Below are 21,059 nucleotides of genomic sequence, written 5' to 3' on the forward strand. Positions count from 1 at the left end.
CGGTCATTCAATAAAAGCTTAGATTAAACGTATATTAAAAATAAAATAGAAGGTTATTTTGACAGAAAAACAACACACTTTTGAGCAACGTTTGGCCGCCATATCGGCATCATCGTTTTGTGCTCCATTAAAAGATATTAAACATGGTGTTGAGAGAGAGACCTTAAGAGTTAACAATGATGGCGGTATTGCCACAAGTGAGCATCCTGTTGCGTTGGGTTCAGCCCTTACCAACGACTGGATTACAACTGATTTTTCTGAATCATTGCTAGAATTCATTACGCCTCCCGATAGCGATATTAATAAAACAATTTCGCAATTAATCGATATTCACAAGTTCACATACGAATCTATTGGGAATGAGTTGTTATGGCCAATGAGCATGCCTTGTTTTATTGATTCAGAGACCAATATCCCGATCGCCAAGTATGGCCAATCAAACGTCGCGAAAATGAAAGAAGTTTACCGTCAGGGTTTGCATCATCGTTACGGAAGTATGATGCAAGTCATATCGGGCGTACATTTTAATTTTTCATTACCTGAGAGCTTTTGGCAAAAATGGTGTGAATTGCACGCTGAATCGTGGAATAAGCATACTCAATCTGCTCATTATTATGCAATGGTGAGAAACTTCAGGCGTTTAGCATGGGTTATTCCGTATTTATTTGGTGCCTCACCAGCTCTTTGTGGGTCATTTATCTCGCATAGAAACATAGCCCACCAGTTTAAAAAAGTAGGAAAAGGTACTTTATATATGCCTTACGCAACATCGTTGCGAATGAGTGACCTAGGCTATACGAGTAGCGCACAATCCAACCTTAGTATTTGTTACAACAATTTGGATACCTATGTGGCTACCTTACGCAGTGCAATTGGGCAGCATGCACCTGAATATGCGCATTTAGGGCATAGTGAGAAAGACGGTTGGCAACAATTAAATGCTAACGTTTTACAAATTGAAAATGAGTTATATTCGCCGATTAGGCCAAAACAAGTAGCTAAATCCCTCGAAATGCCGACAAATGCACTTGAGGATAGGGGAGTAAGTTATCTTGAGGTTCGTTCATTGGATGTAAATCCTTATTCGCCAATTGGAATTGATTCTGAACAGTTTTATTTCCTAGACGTATTTTTATTGCATTGTTTGTTAACACCTTCAGCACAGTTTCAGGGGGATGATTATAGTGTCACCCAAAACAATATGGATAAATCGGTCAAAGAAGGACGGAATCCTGAACTGATGCTAAACAAAGAAGGCTTAGCCATTAAACTTAGCGACTGGGGATGTGAACTAATAGAAGAATTCTCACAAATTGCGGATTTACTAGATAAAACAAATAACACAAAAAATTATTCAAAAGCCGTCCAAAAACAAAAAGATAAATTTATTAATCCAGAATTAACGCCTTCTGGTTTGTGGCTGAAAACCTTACTCGATAACGATATAGATAATAGTAGCTTGGGACTTGAACTTGCTAAACAATATAAACAGCACAATCTCGGTCTACAGTATAAAAATATGACAAGAGAGGATTTTGAAGAACAAGCTAAGCTGTCTTTTGATGCGCAAATGTCTATAGAAAAAGCGGACACGCTTTTGTTTAGCGATTTTATAGCATCATATTTTGGAAACCGTAAAAGCGGCGCATAGTTAATTCGGCCGTCAAATTTCTTATCTCGATAAAGATGTTTAGGCAAAAAAAAGCCTGATGAATAACATCAGGCAATACACACTTAGGGAAACATTTGAAACACACATTAGTAAGAGCATCGGTTTTAGGATAAGTTCAGAATAATGTTAAAAAATATCAAATTAATGATGATTTTTGTCAGTTGCATGGTTTTAATCAGTGCTTGTAGCACAACTGTGCCCTCTGAACGTGAAAATTTATGCCGAATATTTGAAGAGAAAGATGATTGGTATGATGCCGCTGCGGATATGCGAGAAAAGTGGGGAGTGCCCATTCACGTTCCTATGTCTATGATGTATCAGGAAAGTTCCTTTCGGCATGATGCAAAGCCCCCGCGTGATTATATTTTGTTTGGTTTAGTGCCATGGGGGAGGGTCAGTTCTGCGTATGGTTATGCACAAGCTAAAACAATGACATGGAACGACTATGTCAAAGAAACAGGCAATCGCTATGCCGACAGAGACGATTTTGAAGATGCGATCGACTTCATGGGTTGGTTTATTAGCAAAACAAATACGATTAACAAAATATCAAAATGGGACGCAAGGGCACAATACCTTAATTATCACGAAGGTTGGGGTGGATACAAGCGCAAAAGCTATCGTCAAAAGGCGTGGCTGATAAAAGTTGCAGACAAAGTTGACGAACGTGCAAGGCGTTACGCCACGCAACTAAAAACTTGTGAAGATGACCTTAAGAGTGGCTGGTTTTTTGGAATTTTTGACTAGATTACGCAAATTATTTGATCTAGATTAAGTTTCCATACTGTTTTGGGTATTGACGATAGATAAGATTGATCAAGATCATCAAAATTTCCTGCAAGAATACTATGCTTAAGCCAAGTTATTTTGTTTAGCAAACTTTGGAGAAGCATTATGTTGGAACTATTACTCAATGATCCAGTTGCATGGGGTTCAATCTTGGGCATATTTGTTGTCATTGCGATATGTGCATACTACGTCTATTTGTTTGTACATAACGTAAACGAAGACGCGTAAGCAATTTAGAAAATTATTTTCTAAGACTTTAAGTTATCTAGCGTTTTAGTTATCAATACTAAAATAGCGCTATTCCCACCATATAGTTTTGGTGCGCGAACAAATGCCGCGACTTCTGGATGCTGTACAAGCCAATTAGGTGTTTTGTATTTTAATATGCCGTTTCCGTGCCCATGAATTATTTGGATACAGGTATAGTTATTTTTGCTTGCCTCGCTGATAGCGCTAAGAATATCTTGTTTAGCTTGATTTGCCCGTAAACCGTGTAAATCAAGCTCTAAATCGGGAGGTACCATGCCCTTTGAAAGTTTTTTTACCCATTCACTACCAACATCACTTTCGTCACGAAAAAATTTTAATGGTTTATCCGTAGGCCAATAAGCTTCGAATTCGTCCGATATTTCTATACTGGCGCTTTCTCTGCGGCTTTCTTTAGGCACATTTTTTGTTTTTTTCAATGCAAGCTGGGCCATGCGTTCTTTTTTACTCATAACATAGCGGTCTTGTTTAACTGGCTTGGCGTCCTTAAATAAAGATGCAAAGTCGGTATCACTTGAATTATTTTTGTTCATAAGCCTAATTTAAACAGAAAAATACATAAACTTTCGTTATTATACGCGCATTCCCCTAAATTGTGTTAAACAAGCGAAGAAACTAGCATGAACCAAGTATGCGCTGACTTAGAGACGGTAGCCGATTATGTGCGCTACGCGATAACCCAATTTAATCAGTATGATCTTTATTATGGACATGGAACCGATAATGCTTGGGAAGAAGCTCAAAGATTGGTTTTTACTGCACTTGCACTCCCACTCGATTTAGAGCAAGAAGAGTGTAAATTGTTTTATCCTTGTAAGTTGACTCAAGCAGAAAGAACCATCATCAATGATTGGATCGATAAACGCGCTCAAGATGCAACGCCACTTCCGTACATTGCTCAGCAGGCTTGGTTTGCTGGTATGCCTTTTTATGTTGATGAACGCGTCTTAATTCCTCGTTCACCATTTGCTGAGCTAATTAATAAGGGCTTTGCACCCTTTTTAGATTCAAGTCCAAGCAATATTCTGGATATGTGTACTGGCGGTGGTTGTATTGCGATTGCCTTAGCTGCACACTATCCCGATGCGCAAATTGACGCTGTAGATATAGACACAAATGCGTTGGCCGTCGCCTCTATTAACATACAAGAATATCAATTAGATCATAGAGTATTCCCTTTGCAATCGGATTTATTTGACAACTTGAAAGGTCAAGGTTATGACTTGCTAGTAGTGAATCCACCTTATGTGGATGCTGAGGATATGAATGACTTACCCCAAGAATATTTGCATGAGCCTGAACTTGCCCTCGCTAGCGGAGAAGATGGTCTTGACCTTACTCAAAAATTATTAACCCAGGTCCTCGATTTTATGAACGATGACGCTTGGTTATTTGTTGAGGTCGGAAATAGTGAAGTAAACTTTAATCAACGCTTTGGCGATTTAGAGGTGACATGGTGCTCCCTTGAACAAGGTGGTAGTGGTATATTTGCAGTTAACAAGCAACAGTTACTTGCGCAACAAGAAAAAATATCAAATTTATAAAAAGGAAATAGAATGTCAGGAAATACCTTTGGCAAATTATTTACGCTAAGCACTTTTGGCGAAAGTCACGGTATTGCGATTGGTGGGGTTGTAGATGGCTGCCCCCCGGGGTTAGCATTAAGTGAAGACGACTTGCAGCCAGATTTGGATAGACGTCGTCCAGGAACTTCGAAATTCACTACGGCTCGTCGTGAAGCCGATGAAGTGACGATATTGTCAGGGGTGTTTGAAGGCAAAACCACAGGGGCTAGTATTGGCTTATTGATAAAAAACACTGATCAACGCAGTCAAGATTATTCAAAAATTAAAGATAGTTTCAGACCTGGCCATGCTGATTATACATATCAGCAAAAATTTGGCTTACGCGATTATCGAGGCGGTGGGCGTTCTTCGGCGAGAGAAACCGCAATTCGTGTAGCGGCAGGTGGGATTGCAAAAAAATATCTAAAAGAAAACTATGGGATTGAGATAATGGGATACATCTCTCAGCTGGGTCCTATAAAAATAGAAAAAATAGACCATACCATTACTAATGACAATCCTTTCTTTTGCCCAGATGAGAGTAAATTGGACGCACTAGAACAGTACATGCGTGATCTCAAAAAAGAAGGTAACTCAGTGGGTGCTAGAGTATCAGTGACGGCCACTAATATACCTTTAGGATTGGGTGAGCCTGTGTTTGATCGACTCGATGCCGATATCGCCCATGCAATGATGGGTATCAACGCTGTGAAAGGCGTTGAGTTAGGAGACGGTTTTGATGTAGTTGCACAGAAAGGAACTGAGCATAGAGATGAAATTTCGCCGCAAGGGTTTTATACCAATCATGCCGGAGGTGTTTTAGGTGGTATTTCAACAGGGCAAGATTTACTCGTGCACATGGCACTCAAGCCTACATCAAGTATTAGTATTTCTGGCAGGACAGTAGACATTAAAGGTGAATCTGCAGATATTATTACTAAAGGGAGACATGATCCCTGTGTAGGTATACGTGCTGTGCCTATCGCAGAGGCGATGTTAGCGCTTGTATTAATGGATCATCTATTACGTCATAGAGGGCAAAATAGCAACGTAGATTCGCAAACGCCGCATATTCCTGCAAGTAGAGACTAATTGAAAAATATCAGTGCACTGCTGCTTGGGGAAAAGCGTCACGCTAGCGTGCACAGTAAAAGTAACCGAATTACGCTTGCGTTTACTTACTTTTTCTATTTTGGCCAACTCGGTATTTTTGTTCCTTATATCGGTTTATTTCTTGATGACCGTGGCTATGACTCAAATCAAATTGGTATTTTACTTGCCTGCGTTGCACTTTCTCGTATTCTTGGCCCGAGTTTATGGGCCAATATCGCTGACAAAACTGGTAAAGTTGGCGAAGTATTAAGACTTGGCTGTCTTTTAGCGTTTTTAGTGTTTTTAGCGATTTATTTGGTTTTTGATTTTTGGTTATTAACCTTAACATTTTGTTTGATGATGATGTTTTGGACGGCCGTGTTGCCGCAATTAGAGGTGATAACCGTTAAAGCTACATCCAAGGCGAAAGGAGGTTATGGCAAACTAAGGCTTTGGGGAAGTATCGGTTTTATTGTTTGTAGTTTAATTATTGGTAAAGCGATCGATTTTTATGGTGCACAATTTATCCTTCTCGCCTCTAGCTGTACATTATTTGCACTTTATTTATGTAGCTTATTAGTTGTTGCACCTGAGCATAAGAAAGAACATGAAAGTCATAATATGGGGGAGTGGAAAAAAGCCCTGTCGTTGGTATTTGTTTTATTCTTATTAGGGAATTTATTGCTGCAAGTAAGTTTTGGCAGTTATTACAACTTTTTCTCCCTGTATATGCAAGACTTGGGCTATAGTGGTTTTGAAACGGGAATTTTTATCGCGCTGGGTGTGCTTTCAGAAGTTTTTATTTTTATATATGCGGGTCGTTTACTGAAGCGTTTTAATGTGATGTTATTATTAGCTTTAAGTATTTTACTTACAGGTATTCGCTGGCTAGCATTAGCTTTCTTTGCGCATGAGTTGTGGGTTATTGTGTTAAGCCAAATAATCCATGCGTTTAGTTTTGGCTTAACACATGTCGCTTCAGTTTACTTTTTAACCCATTTTTTTCCGGCGAGTTTTCAAAGCCGGGCACAGGCGCTTTATATTTCAATTTCATTCGGTATTGGCAGTGCTTTAGGCAGTTATATTGCGGGTAGAATGTGGTTACAAGGGCTAGGTTCGCAAGAAAGTTTTGTATTTTCAGCAATAATGGCTTTTGTAGGTGGTTTGCTCATGTTTGTGATAAAAGACCGCGGTAATATCAAGGCGCCCGATATTGAACAACGTACTTAACAGGTATTTAAATATGAATGTAATTTTCTTAAAACAGAAGTCCGCTCTAAATGCATTAGTAAATTTATATAAATTAAAGTTGGCTATTTGGGGTCAATTACAGAGAAGTGCCAACTATAAAAGTGTATTGACCATAGGACTTATGCTGCTATTGCATACAAATGCTTATGCTCAAGCACCAAGTGGTAGTGATATTTGGTTGGCTCGATTGAATGTTAACGCCGCAGAACCTATAAGTGATTTAGTCGCTATAACTAACAATAATCTTTATACCAATCAACCATATTTTTTTGACGATACCCGTTTATATTTTACCCAAATGGTAGTGCAAGAGGGTGCAGAAAATGATATGAAACAAGCCATTCAGCAAACCGATATCATGTTATTTGACATCGCGCTTGGTAAAACAAAAAATCTAACACAGAGCTTGAGTTCAGAATACTCACCGACGCCTTTACCTAATAAAGAAGGAATGTCAGTTATCAGGGTAAACGAGCAAGGAAAACAAGAGTTATGGTCTTTAAATACTCAAGGGCAACAAGTATCTCATCTTGCGCACGAAATCGAACCTGTAGGTTATCAAGTATGGCTGAATCATAATGAACTTCTGCTCTTTGTTTTAGGTGGTGTTGACGATTCTGGAGAAACTAAACCTCATCAATTGCAACGTGTAAATAGCGATAATAATGTTGAAGATACTATTATCGATCAAGGAATTGGGGCAAGTTTATATCGCTTTAAACAAACTCCTTGGTTTCTTTATTCCAAAGATATGGCTGATGAGGGTAATTGGCTATTTGCATATCATGCAAAAACAGAGAAAAAGCTTAGAATTTCGACATTGCCTCAAGGCAGTGATTATTTTGCGGTATCACCCAGTGGTATTGTGTTTACTAGTGATGGTAAACAACTTTGGCAACGACAAATAGTCGATATAAAGACCAAGTTATCGCCACAAAAAGAATGGCAAGTTATTGGTATAAAAGAAAAAACCTGTCAGGCCGGTATTTCTCGAATTGGTGTTTCTCCAGATGAGTCTATGGTAGCTTTGGTTTGCCCTCACTAACAGAGTCGGTTTGCCATACACTACATTCGAAATACAAAAAAAGCGCTTTAGTTTCCTAAAGCGCTTCTAACGGAATACTGAATTTATTCAGTCCCGAGCTTTCTGTGAAGGCTCTTAACTAGCAAAGTTGTCAGCGGCGAAGCCCCAGTTTGCTAATGCCCAAAAACCTTCCAAATAGTTAGGTCTTACATTACGGTAATCAATGTAATAAGCATGTTCCCAAAGATCTACGGTCAATAGTGGTGTAAGACCATCTTCAGTAATGGGAGTACCAGCATTGCTAGTATTGACAATATCCAAGCCACCGTCAGCAGTTTTTACTAACCAAGTCCAGCTTGCGCCAAAGTTGTTTACGGCTTTGTCGTTAAACGCTGCTTTAAAATCAGCAAATGAACCCCATTTTGCGTTTATTGCGTCAGCAAGTGCACCCGACGGCTCACCGCCTGCATTTGGACTCAAGCTATTCCAGTAGAATGTGTGATTCCAGATTTGCGCAGCGTTATTAAAAACACCGCCATCACTAGATTTAACAATCTCTTCTAGAGATTTGCTAGCAAGGTCAGTACCTTCAATTAAACCATTTAATTTAGTCACGTAGGTAGCGTGATGTTTACCATGATGATAATCAAGTGTCTCAGCAGAGATATGTGGTTCTAATGCTGTTTTTTCGTACGGTAAGTCAGGTAACTCAAAAGCCATGTTTTGTCTCCAGGTAGATTGTGTTTTTTAATCAATTTAAGAAGTGGGGATTATTGTCAGTTTTTAAACTATATTACACTGAACAAATCCAAAAATTTTAATGATAATCTATTATATATAGTTAATATTCGAAATTTACGACAAAGAAGATCAGTTTTACCTTATATATTTCAAATTACTTACTAATTTGTGTTAATTTTCATACACTGTTAGCTTGAATTAGTTAAAATAGTCGCAATAACCTTACCACTGCAAGATATTAATAAATAAGGCCGACGTAGCATGGAAACAATAGATAAGATCAAAGAACAAATTAGCGAAAACCCAATTTTACTGTATATGAAAGGCTCACCTAAGTTGCCTTCGTGTGGATTTTCATCCCAAGCGTCTCAAGCGCTTATGGCTTGTAATGAGCAGTTTGCTTATGTTGATATTTTACAAAACCCAGAGATACGTGCCGAACTGCCAAAATATGCCGACTGGCCCACGTTCCCACAATTATGGGTGGATGGCGAATTAGTAGGCGGCTGTGATATTATTTTAGAAATGTTTCAGCAGGGTGAGTTGCAAGAATTAATAAAAGAAACTGCAGAAAAGCACAAAGCGGAATAAGGTGATATACCCACGCATATAAATTAAAAAGCCGCTTTAAGAAGCGGCTTTTTAGTGTTCAAATTTTATTCTTTAACTGACTTCTTTAAATAAGCTCTCATCAATAATAACATCATTAATGATATCTTGAGCCATTTGCACGCAGGTCCCGCAGCTAGAGCCAAGCGGTAACAGCTGTTTTAGATCACGCACGTTGCCAACACCTTGCTCACGAGCAGCTGTTTGAATTTGTTTATCGGTTATCCCATGACATACACAAACGAACATTTTGGCACAATCTCTCAGTTATCTAATTCTAAATGATAATAGTTGTTATTTAGATTAAACGCAAGATTTATTTTTAATATTGAGGAAACTAGAGTGGCCATCCGCCAAGAGATTGATATTTATTGACCATATAGCAAAATAACTCCGCTGTTTTTTGTGTGTCGTACAACGCAGAGTGGGCTTCAGTTTGATTGAATTCAATATTGGCTGCTTGGCAAGCTTTGATCAATACCGTTTGACCCAACGACAACGCAGCTAAAGAAGTAGTATCGAACGATACAAAAGGATGAAAGGGGGAACGCTTTATACTTTGTCTACCGATGGCAGCATTGACAAATCCCTGATCAAAACTAGCATTGTGAGCAACTATAACGCTGCGCTGACAATCAGCCGCTTTTTGCATTTTACGTATATGCTTGCACAAACTTTGCATTACCACTTGTTCAGCTTTGGCACCGCGCAATGCACAAAAAGGATCAATGCCATTAAATTCTATTGCCGCTTTTTCAATGTTAGCACCTTCAAAAGGTGAGATGTGCTCATGAAAACAACTATCAGGGCTAAGGATCCCATCGTCATCCATTTTTAATGTAATGGCAGCTATTTCTAAAAGTGCATCTGTCGCTGCATTAAATCCTGCAGTTTCAACATCTATAATAACTGGGAAATAACCTCTAAAGCGCAGGTTAAGTGCGGGAGCTGATGCTGTCATGCTGTTGTTGTCATAATATACTTTAGCTACCTCAGAGTGTGACTAAATGAATGAGCGATATCGCCTTAGTATGCAGGACTTTATCGGGCTTTGCTAGCAACAAAGTTTCTAGCCTAAACTAATTTTTATTAAGGTCGATATTATCCTATATAGAAGTCCTTAGCGGCAACAGACCGTCAGGCAATAAAGGAAAATTATGCGAAGTCATATTATATTCATCCTATTAATTTTTATATCTATTAGTACACAAGCCAACGTGCGTAAGTACGCGGTAGATATTGAATCATCCACATGGGCGATGGCCAAACAAACACGCTTAGTATGTGAGCTTTCTCATCCTATTCCAGGTTTTGGTGAGGCAAGTTTTATTACTGAAGCATCAAAACAGCTAAATTTAGAATTTACCTTAGATATGCTCAGGCTTCCGGGTAAATACGATGCTGCAGCAGTATATTCAATGCCTCCAAAGTGGATGCGAGGTGTCGCACAACGAAAAATTGGACAAATGGACCTACTCAAGCAGTACGATGGCGATTTACCCGCGGATACCGCATGGCAAATGTTGACTGAGTTAGAAAAAGGTTTTTGGCCAACTATTCATTACCAAGATTGGTTGAACGGCAATGATTCTGTTGCAGTGTCTTTAAATGCGAGCAATTTTGAACCGGAATACCTTGCTTTTAGTCAATGTATTAGTAATTTGTTACCGTACAGTTTTGAGGACATTGCATATACTGTGTTGGCCTACAAGAAAAATAGCGCTGAGTTAACCCAATATTCAGAGCGTCGTCTGAATATGATCGCTGAATATTTAAAAGAAGATATCAGCTTAGACTTGGTCTTAGTAGATGGGTATTCAGACAGCTATGGTGGTAGTTGGTTAAACGAACAATTGTCTATTCGCCGAGCCAATGAAATCAAAGATTTTTTTGCGAATATGGGTGTTGACGGTGGACGCATTAATGTTACCGGACACGGTGAGAAACGACATGTATCCCCTAATGATAATTCACTAGAGCGCGAAAAGAATCGCCGCGTTGTTGTTCGGATGAATAAAGCTGACTAGTATAAAGAAACCATACAAGCGCCACAACGCGGCTTACGAGCCACACAAGTATATCGACCATTCAGCATAAGCCAATGGCACATCTACCTTAAATTCAGCAGGAATTACGTTAAACAGTTTTTCCTAGCACAATCTATTGTTTTGTTGCTGTCCAGATAGCTAAAAATCCTCGCTCAATTGCATGCGTGGTCCCGTATAGCATGCCATTTTCTAAATAAAAGCTACTGTTGTACTTACCACTATTGTCGGAAGATACTAGTGCAACAGTGATTCTCTTAGTCACTTTATTAATGACACCATACTGCATTTTCACGCCATCTCGATAAAACTCGCCGTAGACTTTTCCTTTTTCTATTTTATCAATGGTCATTTTGGCAAAATTATTGTCGTTAGGATTATTGGGTGTCATGTCTAACACCCAAGTACCTATTAGTTGCGCATGATTATCTATGCTAGGGCTTGTATTTGCGCTGTTAGCAACGCCACTAATAGTCAAAAAAATAACAAAGGTAATTAATTTCATTTTAAAACTCTATATGTAAATTTAAAGAGCAGCCAATTTACCTTTTAGATTATTTAACTTCGTCTCAATTAGATAAATGAAACAATTTAATAGTTTCAATTATGTAAATGAAACAAATTCCGTTGTATAAATCACATGTCATCTAGTGATTTTTTTGCGATCTTTCTTAGCTCACTCGGAGAAACACCTAAGTGCTTTTTTACCGAACGGTTAAATGACGATTTAGAATTAAAGCCCGCTTCAAGTGCTAGGGTTAATAAGTTGTGCTTACGTTTCTCGGGTCGTAAAAGTAAGGACTGTACTTCGGCAATTCTAAAGGCATTCACATAGTCATTAAATTTAGTTTGTAGGACCTCGTTTAGCGCTTGAGTAAGCAAATAAGGTTTAATTTGTAATATGTTTGCTGTTTTATTTAGGCTTAAATCAGGATCTTTAAATACCTTTTTGTCTCGCATTACACTTTGTAAATCTTTAACAATCTGTTCTAACTGCGCCACTCGTTCTGGTTCTAATGACTTTACATTAGAAATGTCTGTGCTGTCTTTACGCTTAAAACCTTCAATGCCAATCCAATATGTCATAATTGAAATACCAATAAAAAACGGGTAATAGTAAAAGCGCGTAAAATAAAAATAGTATTCTTGAGAGCTTAGTCGAATAAACAACATATCAATCACAAGAACAAAAAATACGAGTGAGAAATAGACCTTAAAGGATTTTATTATTCTTTTGAGCCAAATTAATCTGACCTCACCTAGTACAAACTTACTATTAGATGCATTTAAATGTTTTTCGGCAAGGTAAGCATAAGACACAATCAAAATGCTCGCTACGATATAGATTGTAGGTTGATTCATCCAAGCCCAGTATCCCCAATAGCCTGCCCAAGATAAGCTCTCTTTTGTGCCATCCCAATATATATTTTGTATCCTCACAAAAACACTGAAAATGACTTGAAAAATAACAGGCAACAAATGAATTAAGTGTTTCGATTTTAATTGAAAATTTTGATGGGTTTGCGCATAAACATATCCAAATAAAAGTGCACCATGAATCCAGCTTAGGTCAATCATAAGATAGTACCATGTATCATAGTAGCCTAGTCCGAATAGGCGCATTATTTGTACGAGAAGACGGTAAGAAAACAGCAAAAGTAGTGATGCTAATAAACGATTGGCGGTTTTATTAAATTTCGAAGACTTCAATAGAATAGCACCAAAAACAATGCCTTGAATTGCCCCTATTGATAATACAATTACTATCAGAATGTCTGCCGTTTCCATAGATGAGTATCTTTAAATCAACATTAATGATAGATAATAGTACACGTCCTTTAGCAAAGGTAAATGTTATATAAATTAAACTATTTGCAATGTAACGATTGCTTGCGAGAAATCTCGCGAAAGGCTAAGACAAATGGAACTATCAATGGTCGTTGACGCTAAACGCTCTTGATAATGATTTTTTAGCCATTCTGATTTATCGTCATCATTTGTGCTCATTATAAGCAGCTGAAATCGGCTCTAAGATTTACCAGACTCCACATTAGTGTCTTTGCATTGACTCTCCAAATTGACAAAAGCATTCGCAAAGTTCTCTCCCATTTGTACAAATCCGTCACTTAAATAATGCCAAGGATCATTTTTACTGTATGGGTAACCTTCGGTTTTAGTCATATAGCCAGCACATATATCATGTTCAACAAACTGTTGTTGTGCTAATTGCACACGTTTGATGTAAGGCATAATATTATCGTCACTCAGCCCTGAATTTGTTATTTTTCCAATAACAATGGGAATATCATCTTTTCTAAGTGCTGCTCGAAATAGTTCCATGAGGCGAGTTAGATTATTAAAATAGGCATTCGCAGATGCTTCGCTTTGGTGAGCGTCCGCTTCACCTTGCATCCAGATTATGCCCGCAGGAATGAGTGTATCTATCTCCCCATCACCATCAATATCGGTAGATGAAAATGCACGTTCAATAGTGTTGAGCGCGAAATCATATTGGTTTTTGCCATCTCCTTCACGAAAGTCTGGTGACCAATTTCCATAGCCAGTATTGAGGTGCAAGCCCGTACCCCCAACTGCATATTTAACTATTGCAATTTTCTTGTCGGGGAAGTGTTTAGTTAAGGTCGAAGCAAAGCTGAGTTCAGCACCAAATCGATTGGCGTAGTGATTGGTCTTTCCGTCTGATTTAAAACCTGTGCCATGACCGGGTTTTAACTTTGACCATAACCCAGTGCCGCCATCCGGTTGATTGTCAAACGTACCATTACCATGGAATATCATTACTGATTGTTCTTGTCGAAGTTCAGCGGGAAGTTCATTTACATAGCCATATCCAACCATATTAGATTGACCAGCTAGGAAGAAAGTTAAATATTCATCAGAAAATACAAAATTTGAGAATGAATATAGTAATAAGCCAATGAATAACTTTTTCATTATTAGAGGGCTCCTTTAAATATACTTTTAAATTTCGTTTAGCATGCATGACAAAGCTACGGAGATTGAACTATGAAGTCAACTCAAGTTGTGTTTTAACTAAAACTTAACCAAAGTCGTTAAAGCAGTTGTTTACGCATTTTTGTGAGTCTATCTAATTGGCAAGCGCTGACCTCAATTATTCTATTTTATCTTTAAACTCACACAAATCTTCAATAATACAAGATCCACAGCGTGGCTTGCGGGCGATGCAGGTATAGCGGCCATGCAGTATTAGCCAATGATGAACATCTACTTTAAATTCCGCAGGAACGACTTTTATTAGCTTTTCTTCAACTTTTTCAACGGTTTTTCCCATTGCCAGCTTAGTGCGGTTACTCACTCTAAAAATATGCGTGTCTACTGCTATAGTTGGCCAGCCAAAGGCGGTATTAAGCACAACATTGGCCGTTTTTCTGCCCACTCCTGGCAATGCTTCTAAGGCTTCACGATTTTCGGGTACTTTTGATTGGTGTTGCTCAATTAACAATCGACAGGTCTCTATCACATTTTTTGCTTTTGAATTATAAAGTCCAATCGTTTTAATATATTCACTAAGCCCTGCTACGCCTAACGCGTGTATTTTTTCTGGGGTATTGGCCACAGGGAAAAGTTTATCTGTGGCTTTGTTTACGCCTACGTCTGTTGCCTGAGCCGAAAGTATGACCGCTATTAGTAACTCGAAAGAAGAAGCAAAATTTAGCTCAGTAGTTGGGTGTGGGTTTGCAGCGCGAAGACGCGTTAAGATTTCTCTACGTTTTTCTTTATTCATATATCGGTGCCTGTTACTCGCGCACGCTGAACGATTTTTTGCTCTTTCTGCATGCGCGATTCTACCGCTCTATCAATCATATTTTTTGCTGCTATGATAAGCCCTAAGCCAATAAAAGCACCTGGTGGCAATATGGCGAGTAAAAAGTTAGCATCGGTTTCAAATATATGGATAGTAGCATTTTGTGCAAATTCACCAAACAATAAATCGGCACCTGTAAATAATGTGCCAAAACCAAGTATTTCGCGCATACCACCGAGCAAAACCAAAATAAACGTAAACCCTGCGCCCATCATTAGTCCATCAAAGGCTGCATAATGCACCGGGTTTTTGGATGCATAAGCTTCTGCTCGTCCAATAATGGCACAATTTGTCACAATTAACGGAATAAAAATCCCTAAGACTTGATACAAGCCAAAGGTAAAGGCATTCATTAACAATTCGACGACTGTTACAAATGAGGCTATCACCATGACAAATATCGGGATTCTTATTTCGTTTGGAACAAAATTTCGTACTAAAGAAACAGTGATATTTGAGCCAAGAAGTACCAAGGTTGTCGCTATGCCTAAGCCTAAACCATTAATAAATGTGCCCGTAACCGCTAGTAAGGGGCATAAGCCAAGCAATTGCACTATTGCAGGGTTGTTTTTCCATAATCCTTGCATACTCAAGTCGGCAAAATCATGTTTTATTGTCATTGTTTGTCCTCCGTTAATGGTGTAGTCAAACAATTGCTTTGAGCGTTGTATAAATACGTACTATTTTGCTTTATGTATATCGTTGCATTTTTCACAGCTGCGATTACGGCTCGAGGGGTAATTGTTGCGCCGGTAAATTGGTCAAACTGACCACCGTCTTTTTTTACTTGCCACCTTTGTCCGGTATCGTCACTGTACTGCTTGTTATCAAAATCGAATATCCAATCACTTAATCTATGGTCTATCTTATCTCCTAATCCAGGGGTCTCTTTATGATTGATAGTTCTGACACCTAAAATGGAATTTTCAATATTTACGGCAACGACTAAATCAATAGCACCGCTGTAACCGTTGGGAGCTGTAGTTTCTATTGCGATAGCGGTATTATTTTCGAGTAAACGAGAGCGAAACACGCGTTGTGCTTTTTCACCTAACAAAGGGTCTGCAGGTACTTTTAAACAATCAAGATGTAGGTCATTATCATGCATTTGCTTAGGAATGACTTGATTTAGAGTACTTAACAATTGTTGCTCTCGAGCTTGCGCTATTTTCTCATGGGTTAAGGTATAGGTGAGGGCAATTATGCTAGTCGTCCCTAACGCAAAGGCGCCAAGTAATAGACCGTTTTTTCTTATATGACTAAACATCATTTTTCCTTGACGGTATATCTTTGACTTTTACAGCATGCCCATAAGTCCGAGGGCGCGTGTAATAATCAATAAGCGGAACCGCCATATTCAAAAGTAATACTGCAAAAGCAATTGCGTCTGGATAGCCACCCCAAGTTCGTATAACTATAATCCAAAAGCCAATTGCCGCACCAAAGATTAGTCGCCCTTTATTGGTAGTGGCCGCTGAAACTGGATCTGTCGCAATGAAAAAAGCCCCAATAATTAAGCTCCCGTTGACTAAATGGAACCAAGGCGAAGCGTAGACGGAAGCGTCAAACATAAAGAACAATGTGCTAACTAACATAGCACTGAATATCATACTAAAGGGTATATGGAAGTTAATGACTTTTTTAGCAAGCAGAAACAAGCCCCCGCCAAAATATGCCAAGCTCACAAGACCCCAGCCTTTGCCAATACTATCATTAAACATGCCATCTTTGAGGGCCTCACTTACAGTATAGCCCTCACTTAATGTGGTTTTCATATAATCCAGAGGAGTAGCAGATGTAACCCCATCAATGGTGACTTTCAACTGTTCAATACTATAACCTTGTGAGGTGTAACCTGTGATAATGGTATAAAGAGAGTCCCACAGGTCTATTTGTTGCGCTGTTGCATTGATCGGCGGCATCCAAGCTGTCATTTGCACAGGAAATGATATTAATAACATCACATAGGCGGCCATCGCTGGATTGAACATATTGTAACCCAGCCCACCGTATAGTTGTTTAACAATGGCAATCGCAAAAAAAGTACCAATAACAATCACCCACCAGGGGGCTAGCGGTGGAATGCTTACGGCGAGTAGCATAGCAGCTAAAACGGCACTATAGTCCTTAATCGCTCGTTCGGCACTTTTTTTTCTTACTTCAAGTACAACAACTTCAGTTACTATTGCGGTAATAATTGCAAGCAGCAATTGAATAATAACGCCGTAACCAAATACTAATGTTTGTACCATAATACCCGGTATCATGGCGTAAATGACCAGTCGCATTACCGCGCCAGTATCACGTTTATTGTGATGATGAGGAGAGCTAGCGACGGCTAATTTAGTCATTGTTAGTCTCATCATTTTGTTGTTTGTCGTTTTGCAATTTCTTAGCCTTAGCTTTTGCTATCGCGGCTGCTACTTTTTGCTTTTTTAATTCCGCTGCAGTCTTTTCTGTTTGTTGTTCTAAATTTTCATTTGTCGTGCCTTTATCCGATTGTTTATCCTTTACGTCAGATTTCTCAGATTCTTGATTATCATTGTTAATACTACTTTGTTTTGCAATGTTAACTGTTTTGTCTTTGTCGCTTGCAAGCGCAGCTTTTTTTGCTTTTGCTCTTGCTAATGCCGCCGCAATTTTATCTTTAGCAGCACCACCGTCTTTCGACATCGCTTGCTTCCGAGCTTCTGCTGCTTTGCGATGTTTATCTTCGCGCTCTTGTTTTTCGCGCTCTAGTCTTTCTTTTCTGGCTTCAAAGCGCACTCTTGCTTTATCTGCTTGTTCTTTTTCTTGTTGTTGTTGTCGGATATTGCTTTTAGCTTGACGATAATAATGAACCAGTGGGATTTCACTTGGGCACACATAAGCGCAAGCACCGCATTCAATACAATCGAATAAATTATAGTCTTCGGCCGTTTCAAAATCTTTTGCTTTGCTGTACCAATAGAGTTGTTGGGGTAATAAACTCGCCGGGCAGGCATCAGCACAAGCTGAGCACCTTATGCAGGCGCGTTCGTCTTTAGTAGAAGCAAGTTCTTCTCTCGCCGGCGCCAAGATACAATTAGTAATTTTGACAACCGGAGTTTTTGCCGACGCAATGGTAAAGCCCATCATCGGCCCTCCCATAATAATTTGAGGATGGCTTTGTAACTGACTCGCATAATGGCAATGTTGGAGTAAATGGCTTATCGGTGTGCCCAATAAGGCCCAAACATTTTGAGCGTTTTGTATGGCTTTGCCTGTTACTGTGACCACTCTTTCAATTAAGGGCTTGCCTTCGATCACTGCGTCAGAAACGGCGAAACAAGTGCCCACATTAAACATCATACAACCAACATCTATGGGTAAACCGTCTGCGGGTACTTCCCTTGATGTTAATACTTGTATTAGCTGTTTTTCTCCACCAGCCGGATATTTTGTAGGTACTGATATAACCTGATAGTCTGCTTTTTGTTGGCAAGCAATCGACATAGTTTCGATTGCTTCTGGTTTATTATCTTCAACCGCAATAATAACTTGTTTGGGTTGTAACAAGTGGGCAAGAATATCTATGCCTTGTCTGATTTGCCAAGCATGTTCCCGCATAATCCTATCATCTGAGCTAATATATGGTTCGCATTCGATACCATTTATAATAATAAACTCTAGAGGTTTCGCATTATTTGACTTTATATGAGTAGGAAAACCTGCGCCTCCTAAACCGCTAACGCCAGCAGCACAAATTGCAGTAATAAGTTGATTTTTACTTGCTTTAGTAAAATCACTGAACCCTTTAGTCGCTATCCAATCGTCTTTACCGTCTAACTCTATAGTAATTGTTAAGTCATTAAGTCCAGAAGGATGTGCCGAAGGATGTTGACCAATTGCTGTAATTACTCCAGAGCTTGAAGCATGCACTGGAACAGCAAATGGGTTCTCGCTTTTGGTTAGGGCTTGCCCTTTTAATACATGCTCGCCAAGCTTTACTAATAATTCACCATCCACACCTATGTGCTGTTTAACGGGGATGTGCACGAATTTTGGCAAGGGGAGCTTTGCAATGTTAACAGTGTTAGATAAGCTTTTATGTGTTGTGGGATGCACTCCGCCAGGAAAGTCCCATAATTGACCTAAAGAGAGTCGCTCCATTATGGTGTCATAGGGTGTAAATTGGTCCATTAGTTTACAACCTTTATTTGAATATCACCCACGGGTACTTTTTGTAGATCCCATTGCCAGTTTTCAGTTTCTGGTGTCAATGCGAGCATGTCGATGCAATCTACAGGGCAGGGGTCTACACACAAATCACACCCGGTGCATTCGTCGATAATCACCGTATGCATTTGTTTAGCAGCTCCTACTATTGCATCAACTGGACACGCTTGAATGCATTTAGTACAGCCAATACATTCATCTTCGCGAATATAAGCGACTTTTTTTATGTCTTCGACACCATGAGCTGAATCTAAAGGTTTTGCTTCAACTCCCATTAGGCTTGCAAGATCTTTAATGGTCGCCTCGCCACCTGGTGGACATTTATTAATTTCGTCCCCGTTGGCAATAGCTTCTGCATATGGCCTACAACCTGGATATCCACATTGGCCACACTGAGTTTGGGGCAATATATTATCAATCTGCTCTACCAAAGGGTCGCTTTCTACTTTAAATTTAATCGCTGCAAAGCCAAGCCCTGCACCTAAAACAAGTGCAATTATCGCAACAATTAAGAGGGCAATAAATGTCATTGTCATTTTATAAGGCCTGTAAAACCCATAAATGCTAACGACATTAGTCCTGCCGTTATCATAGCAATAGAAGCACCCTTAAAGGGAGAAGGTACGTCCGCGGCGGCTAATCTTTCACGCATAGCGGCAAATAAAATCAAGACAAACGAAAACCCGACTGCCGCGCCAAATCCATACACAATTGACTCAACTACAGTGTGTTGTTTAGTTGTATTTAAAAGAGCAACCCCAAGAACCGCACAATTGGTTGTAATTAAAGGAAGAAATATACCTAACAATCTATACAAAGTAGGGCTTGTTTTGCGAACAACCATTTCGGTAAATTGTACAACAACTGCGATAACTAAAATAAAACTAAGTGTTCTGAGGTAAACGATGTCTAATGGAGCAAGAATATAGGTCTCGACCAAATAGCTTGATAAAGACGCTAGGGTTAGTACAAAGGTCGTTGCCATTGACATACCAATCGCGGTTTCTAAACGGCCAGACACACCCATGAAAGGACATAAACCTAAAAATTGCACCAATACAAAATTGTTAACTAATACAGTGCCCAGCAAAAGTAGTAGCAAATCTGTCATCGTTGATGGTTAGTTTCCTAGTTATTTGATAAAAGACGTTCCAGCTTTATTTTTGAACATCGAGGCATGCAAAATTTACAAAGCGTAATTATCGCTTTTTATGAATGAATAAACAACAAAGAAACAGCGGCAATTGTAATGTGGGTGTAAATCTAATATATGAACAAAACAGAGATGGCTCCCCCTCCCCGACTCGAACGGGGGACCTGCGGATTAACAGTCCGTCGCTCTAACCAACTGAGCTAAGGGGGAATTGCAGTTAGGATATTTACATTAAAAGTGGCTCCCCCTCCCCGACTCGAACGGGGGACCTGCGGATTAACAGTCCGTCGCTCTAACCAACTGAGCTAAGGGGGACCTGTCTTTTAACGGAAGCGCATATTAATGAGCCTAGTGCTTTGTGTCAACTATGTTTTCGGTTTTTTTCCATTTTCAATGAGCAAAGTTTACGTTTAAACAGTATATTTGATAGGGCGATTGCTAATACAGACGAAAATAAAATTTTTATAACTATAATGTGAGCGCTAAATCACTGAAAGTATAAAATATTACTTTCTGAAGCAAAATATCACTTGCTTAGTACTAAAAAGAATAAAAAAACCCTTGATAACTGTCTTTATATACAGTTAACTGAAAGCGCATAATAATATGAAAGGCAGTAGAAGGTTAGTAGTGACTTACATAGAAATATTTCAGATTCTTTACAAGTAACGTCATTATTAAGGCGTGGCTACTTATCCACCCGAACTGTGGATAAGTCTGTGGAAGAAAGTTTTTAATCGATGTTTGAATTTTTTAATTAATGTCAATGCTTATTGTATAAAAATGATGAATTAATCATTAAATTTA

The 21,059-nt window shown here is 39.0% G+C and carries 24 protein-coding genes, 2 tRNA genes and 1 pseudogene; 9 read left to right on the forward strand and 18 right to left on the reverse strand.

Annotation, left to right across the window (positions count from 1 at the left end):
* Nucleotides 1-58 precede the first annotated feature (58 nt).
* The 3 genes from gshA to RM552_RS03465 all read left to right on the forward strand — a co-directional run bounded on the left by gshA (nucleotide 59) and on the right by RM552_RS03465 (nucleotide 2,689).
* Complete coding sequence (gene gshA, locus RM552_RS03455) at nucleotides 59-1,651, forward strand: glutamate--cysteine ligase (protein WP_311367393.1); 1,593 nt, start codon at nucleotides 59-61, stop codon at nucleotides 1,649-1,651.
* A 144-nt stretch (nucleotides 1,652-1,795) separates the two neighbouring features.
* Nucleotides 1,796-2,419: a transglycosylase SLT domain-containing protein gene (locus tag RM552_RS03460; protein WP_311367394.1), complete on the forward strand. Its 624-nt coding sequence runs from the start codon at nucleotides 1,796-1,798 to the stop codon at nucleotides 2,417-2,419.
* 147 nt (nucleotides 2,420-2,566) lie between these two features.
* A complete protein-coding gene (locus tag RM552_RS03465; RefSeq protein ID WP_311367395.1) occupies nucleotides 2,567-2,689 on the forward strand; it encodes a DUF3149 domain-containing protein in 123 nt (40 codons plus the stop codon).
* 20 nt (nucleotides 2,690-2,709) lie between these two features.
* On the opposite strand, the gene smrB is transcribed toward RM552_RS03465, so the two are convergent.
* Nucleotides 2,710-3,261, reverse strand: a complete 552-nt coding sequence (smrB, locus tag RM552_RS03470; RefSeq protein ID WP_311367396.1) for an endonuclease SmrB — start codon at nucleotides 3,259-3,261, stop codon at nucleotides 2,710-2,712.
* 87 nt (nucleotides 3,262-3,348) lie between these two features.
* Between smrB and prmB the strand changes: the two genes are divergently transcribed.
* Genes prmB through RM552_RS03490 form a run of 4 tightly spaced genes read left to right on the forward strand, consistent with a single transcriptional unit; the run spans nucleotide 3,349 to nucleotide 7,681 of the window.
* The gene (gene prmB / locus RM552_RS03475; protein ID WP_311367397.1) at nucleotides 3,349-4,272 is read left to right on the forward strand and encodes a 50S ribosomal protein L3 N(5)-glutamine methyltransferase; all 924 of its coding nucleotides are present in this window, start codon (nucleotides 3,349-3,351) and stop codon (nucleotides 4,270-4,272) included.
* A gap of 12 nt (nucleotides 4,273-4,284) precedes the next feature.
* Nucleotides 4,285-5,385 (forward strand): chorismate synthase, encoded by a 1,101-nt coding sequence (gene aroC, locus RM552_RS03480; RefSeq protein WP_311367398.1) that lies wholly within the window; start codon nucleotides 4,285-4,287, stop codon nucleotides 5,383-5,385.
* Nucleotides 5,386-6,615, forward strand: coding sequence for an MFS transporter (locus tag RM552_RS03485; RefSeq protein WP_311367399.1), 1,230 nt, complete (start codon nucleotides 5,386-5,388; stop codon nucleotides 6,613-6,615). It begins immediately after the preceding gene.
* 13 nt (nucleotides 6,616-6,628) lie between these two features.
* The gene (locus tag RM552_RS03490) at nucleotides 6,629-7,681 is read left to right on the forward strand and encodes a hypothetical protein (protein WP_311367400.1); all 1,053 of its coding nucleotides are present in this window, start codon (nucleotides 6,629-6,631) and stop codon (nucleotides 7,679-7,681) included.
* A 114-nt stretch (nucleotides 7,682-7,795) separates the two neighbouring features.
* On the opposite strand, the gene RM552_RS03495 is transcribed toward RM552_RS03490, so the two are convergent.
* Nucleotides 7,796-8,380 (reverse strand): Fe-Mn family superoxide dismutase, encoded by a 585-nt coding sequence (locus RM552_RS03495; RefSeq protein ID WP_311367401.1) that lies wholly within the window; start codon nucleotides 8,378-8,380, stop codon nucleotides 7,796-7,798.
* Nucleotides 8,381-8,662: 282 nt separating this feature from the next.
* On the opposite strand from RM552_RS03495, the gene RM552_RS03500 reads away from it, so the two are divergent.
* Nucleotides 8,663-8,992, forward strand: a complete 330-nt coding sequence (locus tag RM552_RS03500; RefSeq protein WP_311367402.1) for a Grx4 family monothiol glutaredoxin — start codon at nucleotides 8,663-8,665, stop codon at nucleotides 8,990-8,992.
* 72 nt (nucleotides 8,993-9,064) lie between these two features.
* On the opposite strand, the gene RM552_RS03505 is transcribed toward RM552_RS03500, so the two are convergent.
* The gene (locus tag RM552_RS03505; protein ID WP_311367403.1) at nucleotides 9,065-9,259 is read right to left on the reverse strand and encodes a (2Fe-2S)-binding protein; all 195 of its coding nucleotides are present in this window, start codon (nucleotides 9,257-9,259) and stop codon (nucleotides 9,065-9,067) included.
* 88 nt (nucleotides 9,260-9,347) lie between these two features.
* On the reverse strand, nucleotides 9,348-9,971 hold the full coding sequence (gene rnt, locus RM552_RS03510; protein ID WP_311367404.1) for a ribonuclease T: 624 nt from the start codon (nucleotides 9,969-9,971) through the stop codon (nucleotides 9,348-9,350).
* Nucleotides 9,972-10,167: 196 nt separating this feature from the next.
* Here rnt and RM552_RS03515 point away from each other — a divergent pair, with 196 nt between their 5' ends.
* A complete protein-coding gene (locus RM552_RS03515) occupies nucleotides 10,168-11,037 on the forward strand; it encodes a flagellar protein MotY (protein ID WP_311367405.1) in 870 nt (289 codons plus the stop codon).
* Here the strand turns inward: RM552_RS03515 and RM552_RS03520 are convergent.
* The 14 genes and pseudogenes from RM552_RS03520 to RM552_RS03585 form a co-directional block, all read right to left on the reverse strand.
* Nucleotides 11,034-11,160, reverse strand: a pseudogene (locus RM552_RS03520) (endonuclease III); the annotation flags it as partial. The gene RM552_RS03515 and the pseudogene RM552_RS03520 overlap by 4 nt on opposite strands.
* A gap of 10 nt (nucleotides 11,161-11,170) precedes the next feature.
* Complete coding sequence (locus RM552_RS03525; RefSeq protein ID WP_311367406.1) at nucleotides 11,171-11,560, reverse strand: hypothetical protein; 390 nt, start codon at nucleotides 11,558-11,560, stop codon at nucleotides 11,171-11,173.
* Between the two features lie 131 nt (nucleotides 11,561-11,691).
* Entirely contained in the window at nucleotides 11,692-12,843 is a 1,152-nt protein-coding gene (locus RM552_RS03530) for a helix-turn-helix transcriptional regulator (protein ID WP_311367407.1), read from the reverse strand.
* A gap of 75 nt (nucleotides 12,844-12,918) precedes the next feature.
* Nucleotides 12,919-13,062, reverse strand: coding sequence for a hypothetical protein (locus tag RM552_RS03535; RefSeq protein ID WP_311367408.1), 144 nt, complete (start codon nucleotides 13,060-13,062; stop codon nucleotides 12,919-12,921).
* A 21-nt stretch (nucleotides 13,063-13,083) separates the two neighbouring features.
* Nucleotides 13,084-14,010 (reverse strand): sialate O-acetylesterase, encoded by a 927-nt coding sequence (locus RM552_RS03540; protein ID WP_311367409.1) that lies wholly within the window; start codon nucleotides 14,008-14,010, stop codon nucleotides 13,084-13,086.
* Nucleotides 14,011-14,188: 178 nt separating this feature from the next.
* Nucleotides 14,189-14,821 carry an endonuclease III gene (gene nth / locus RM552_RS03545; protein ID WP_311367410.1) on the reverse strand — a complete coding sequence of 211 codons (633 nt, stop codon included), beginning with the start codon at nucleotides 14,819-14,821 and terminating at the stop codon, nucleotides 14,189-14,191.
* A complete protein-coding gene (locus RM552_RS03550; protein ID WP_311367411.1) occupies nucleotides 14,818-15,522 on the reverse strand; it encodes an electron transport complex subunit E in 705 nt (234 codons plus the stop codon). The genes nth and RM552_RS03550 overlap by 4 nt, the downstream gene beginning before the upstream one ends.
* Complete coding sequence (rsxG, locus tag RM552_RS03555; protein WP_311367412.1) at nucleotides 15,519-16,169, reverse strand: electron transport complex subunit RsxG; 651 nt, start codon at nucleotides 16,167-16,169, stop codon at nucleotides 15,519-15,521. The genes RM552_RS03550 and rsxG overlap by 4 nt, the downstream gene beginning before the upstream one ends.
* Nucleotides 16,162-17,253, reverse strand: a complete 1,092-nt coding sequence (rsxD, locus tag RM552_RS03560) for an electron transport complex subunit RsxD (protein ID WP_311367413.1) — start codon at nucleotides 17,251-17,253, stop codon at nucleotides 16,162-16,164. Before rsxD ends, rsxG begins: the two co-directional genes overlap by 8 nt.
* Nucleotides 17,246-19,063 carry an electron transport complex subunit RsxC gene (gene rsxC / locus RM552_RS03565; protein ID WP_311367414.1) on the reverse strand — a complete coding sequence of 606 codons (1,818 nt, stop codon included), beginning with the start codon at nucleotides 19,061-19,063 and terminating at the stop codon, nucleotides 17,246-17,248. Before rsxC ends, rsxD begins: the two co-directional genes overlap by 8 nt.
* Nucleotides 19,063-19,635 (reverse strand): electron transport complex subunit RsxB, encoded by a 573-nt coding sequence (gene rsxB, locus RM552_RS03570; protein WP_311367415.1) that lies wholly within the window; start codon nucleotides 19,633-19,635, stop codon nucleotides 19,063-19,065. The genes rsxC and rsxB overlap by 1 nt, the downstream gene beginning before the upstream one ends.
* On the reverse strand, nucleotides 19,632-20,210 hold the full coding sequence (gene rsxA, locus RM552_RS03575; RefSeq protein ID WP_311367416.1) for an electron transport complex subunit RsxA: 579 nt from the start codon (nucleotides 20,208-20,210) through the stop codon (nucleotides 19,632-19,634). The genes rsxB and rsxA overlap by 4 nt, the downstream gene beginning before the upstream one ends.
* Before the next feature lie 175 nt (nucleotides 20,211-20,385).
* A tRNA-Asn gene (locus RM552_RS03580) sits at nucleotides 20,386-20,462 on the reverse strand.
* A 28-nt stretch (nucleotides 20,463-20,490) separates the two neighbouring features.
* A tRNA-Asn gene (locus tag RM552_RS03585) sits at nucleotides 20,491-20,567 on the reverse strand.
* Nucleotides 20,568-21,059 lie beyond the last annotated feature (492 nt).

This window comes from Glaciecola petra (genome assembly GCF_031846345.1).
Taxonomy (GTDB): Bacteria; Pseudomonadota; Gammaproteobacteria; order Enterobacterales; family Alteromonadaceae; genus Glaciecola; species Glaciecola petra.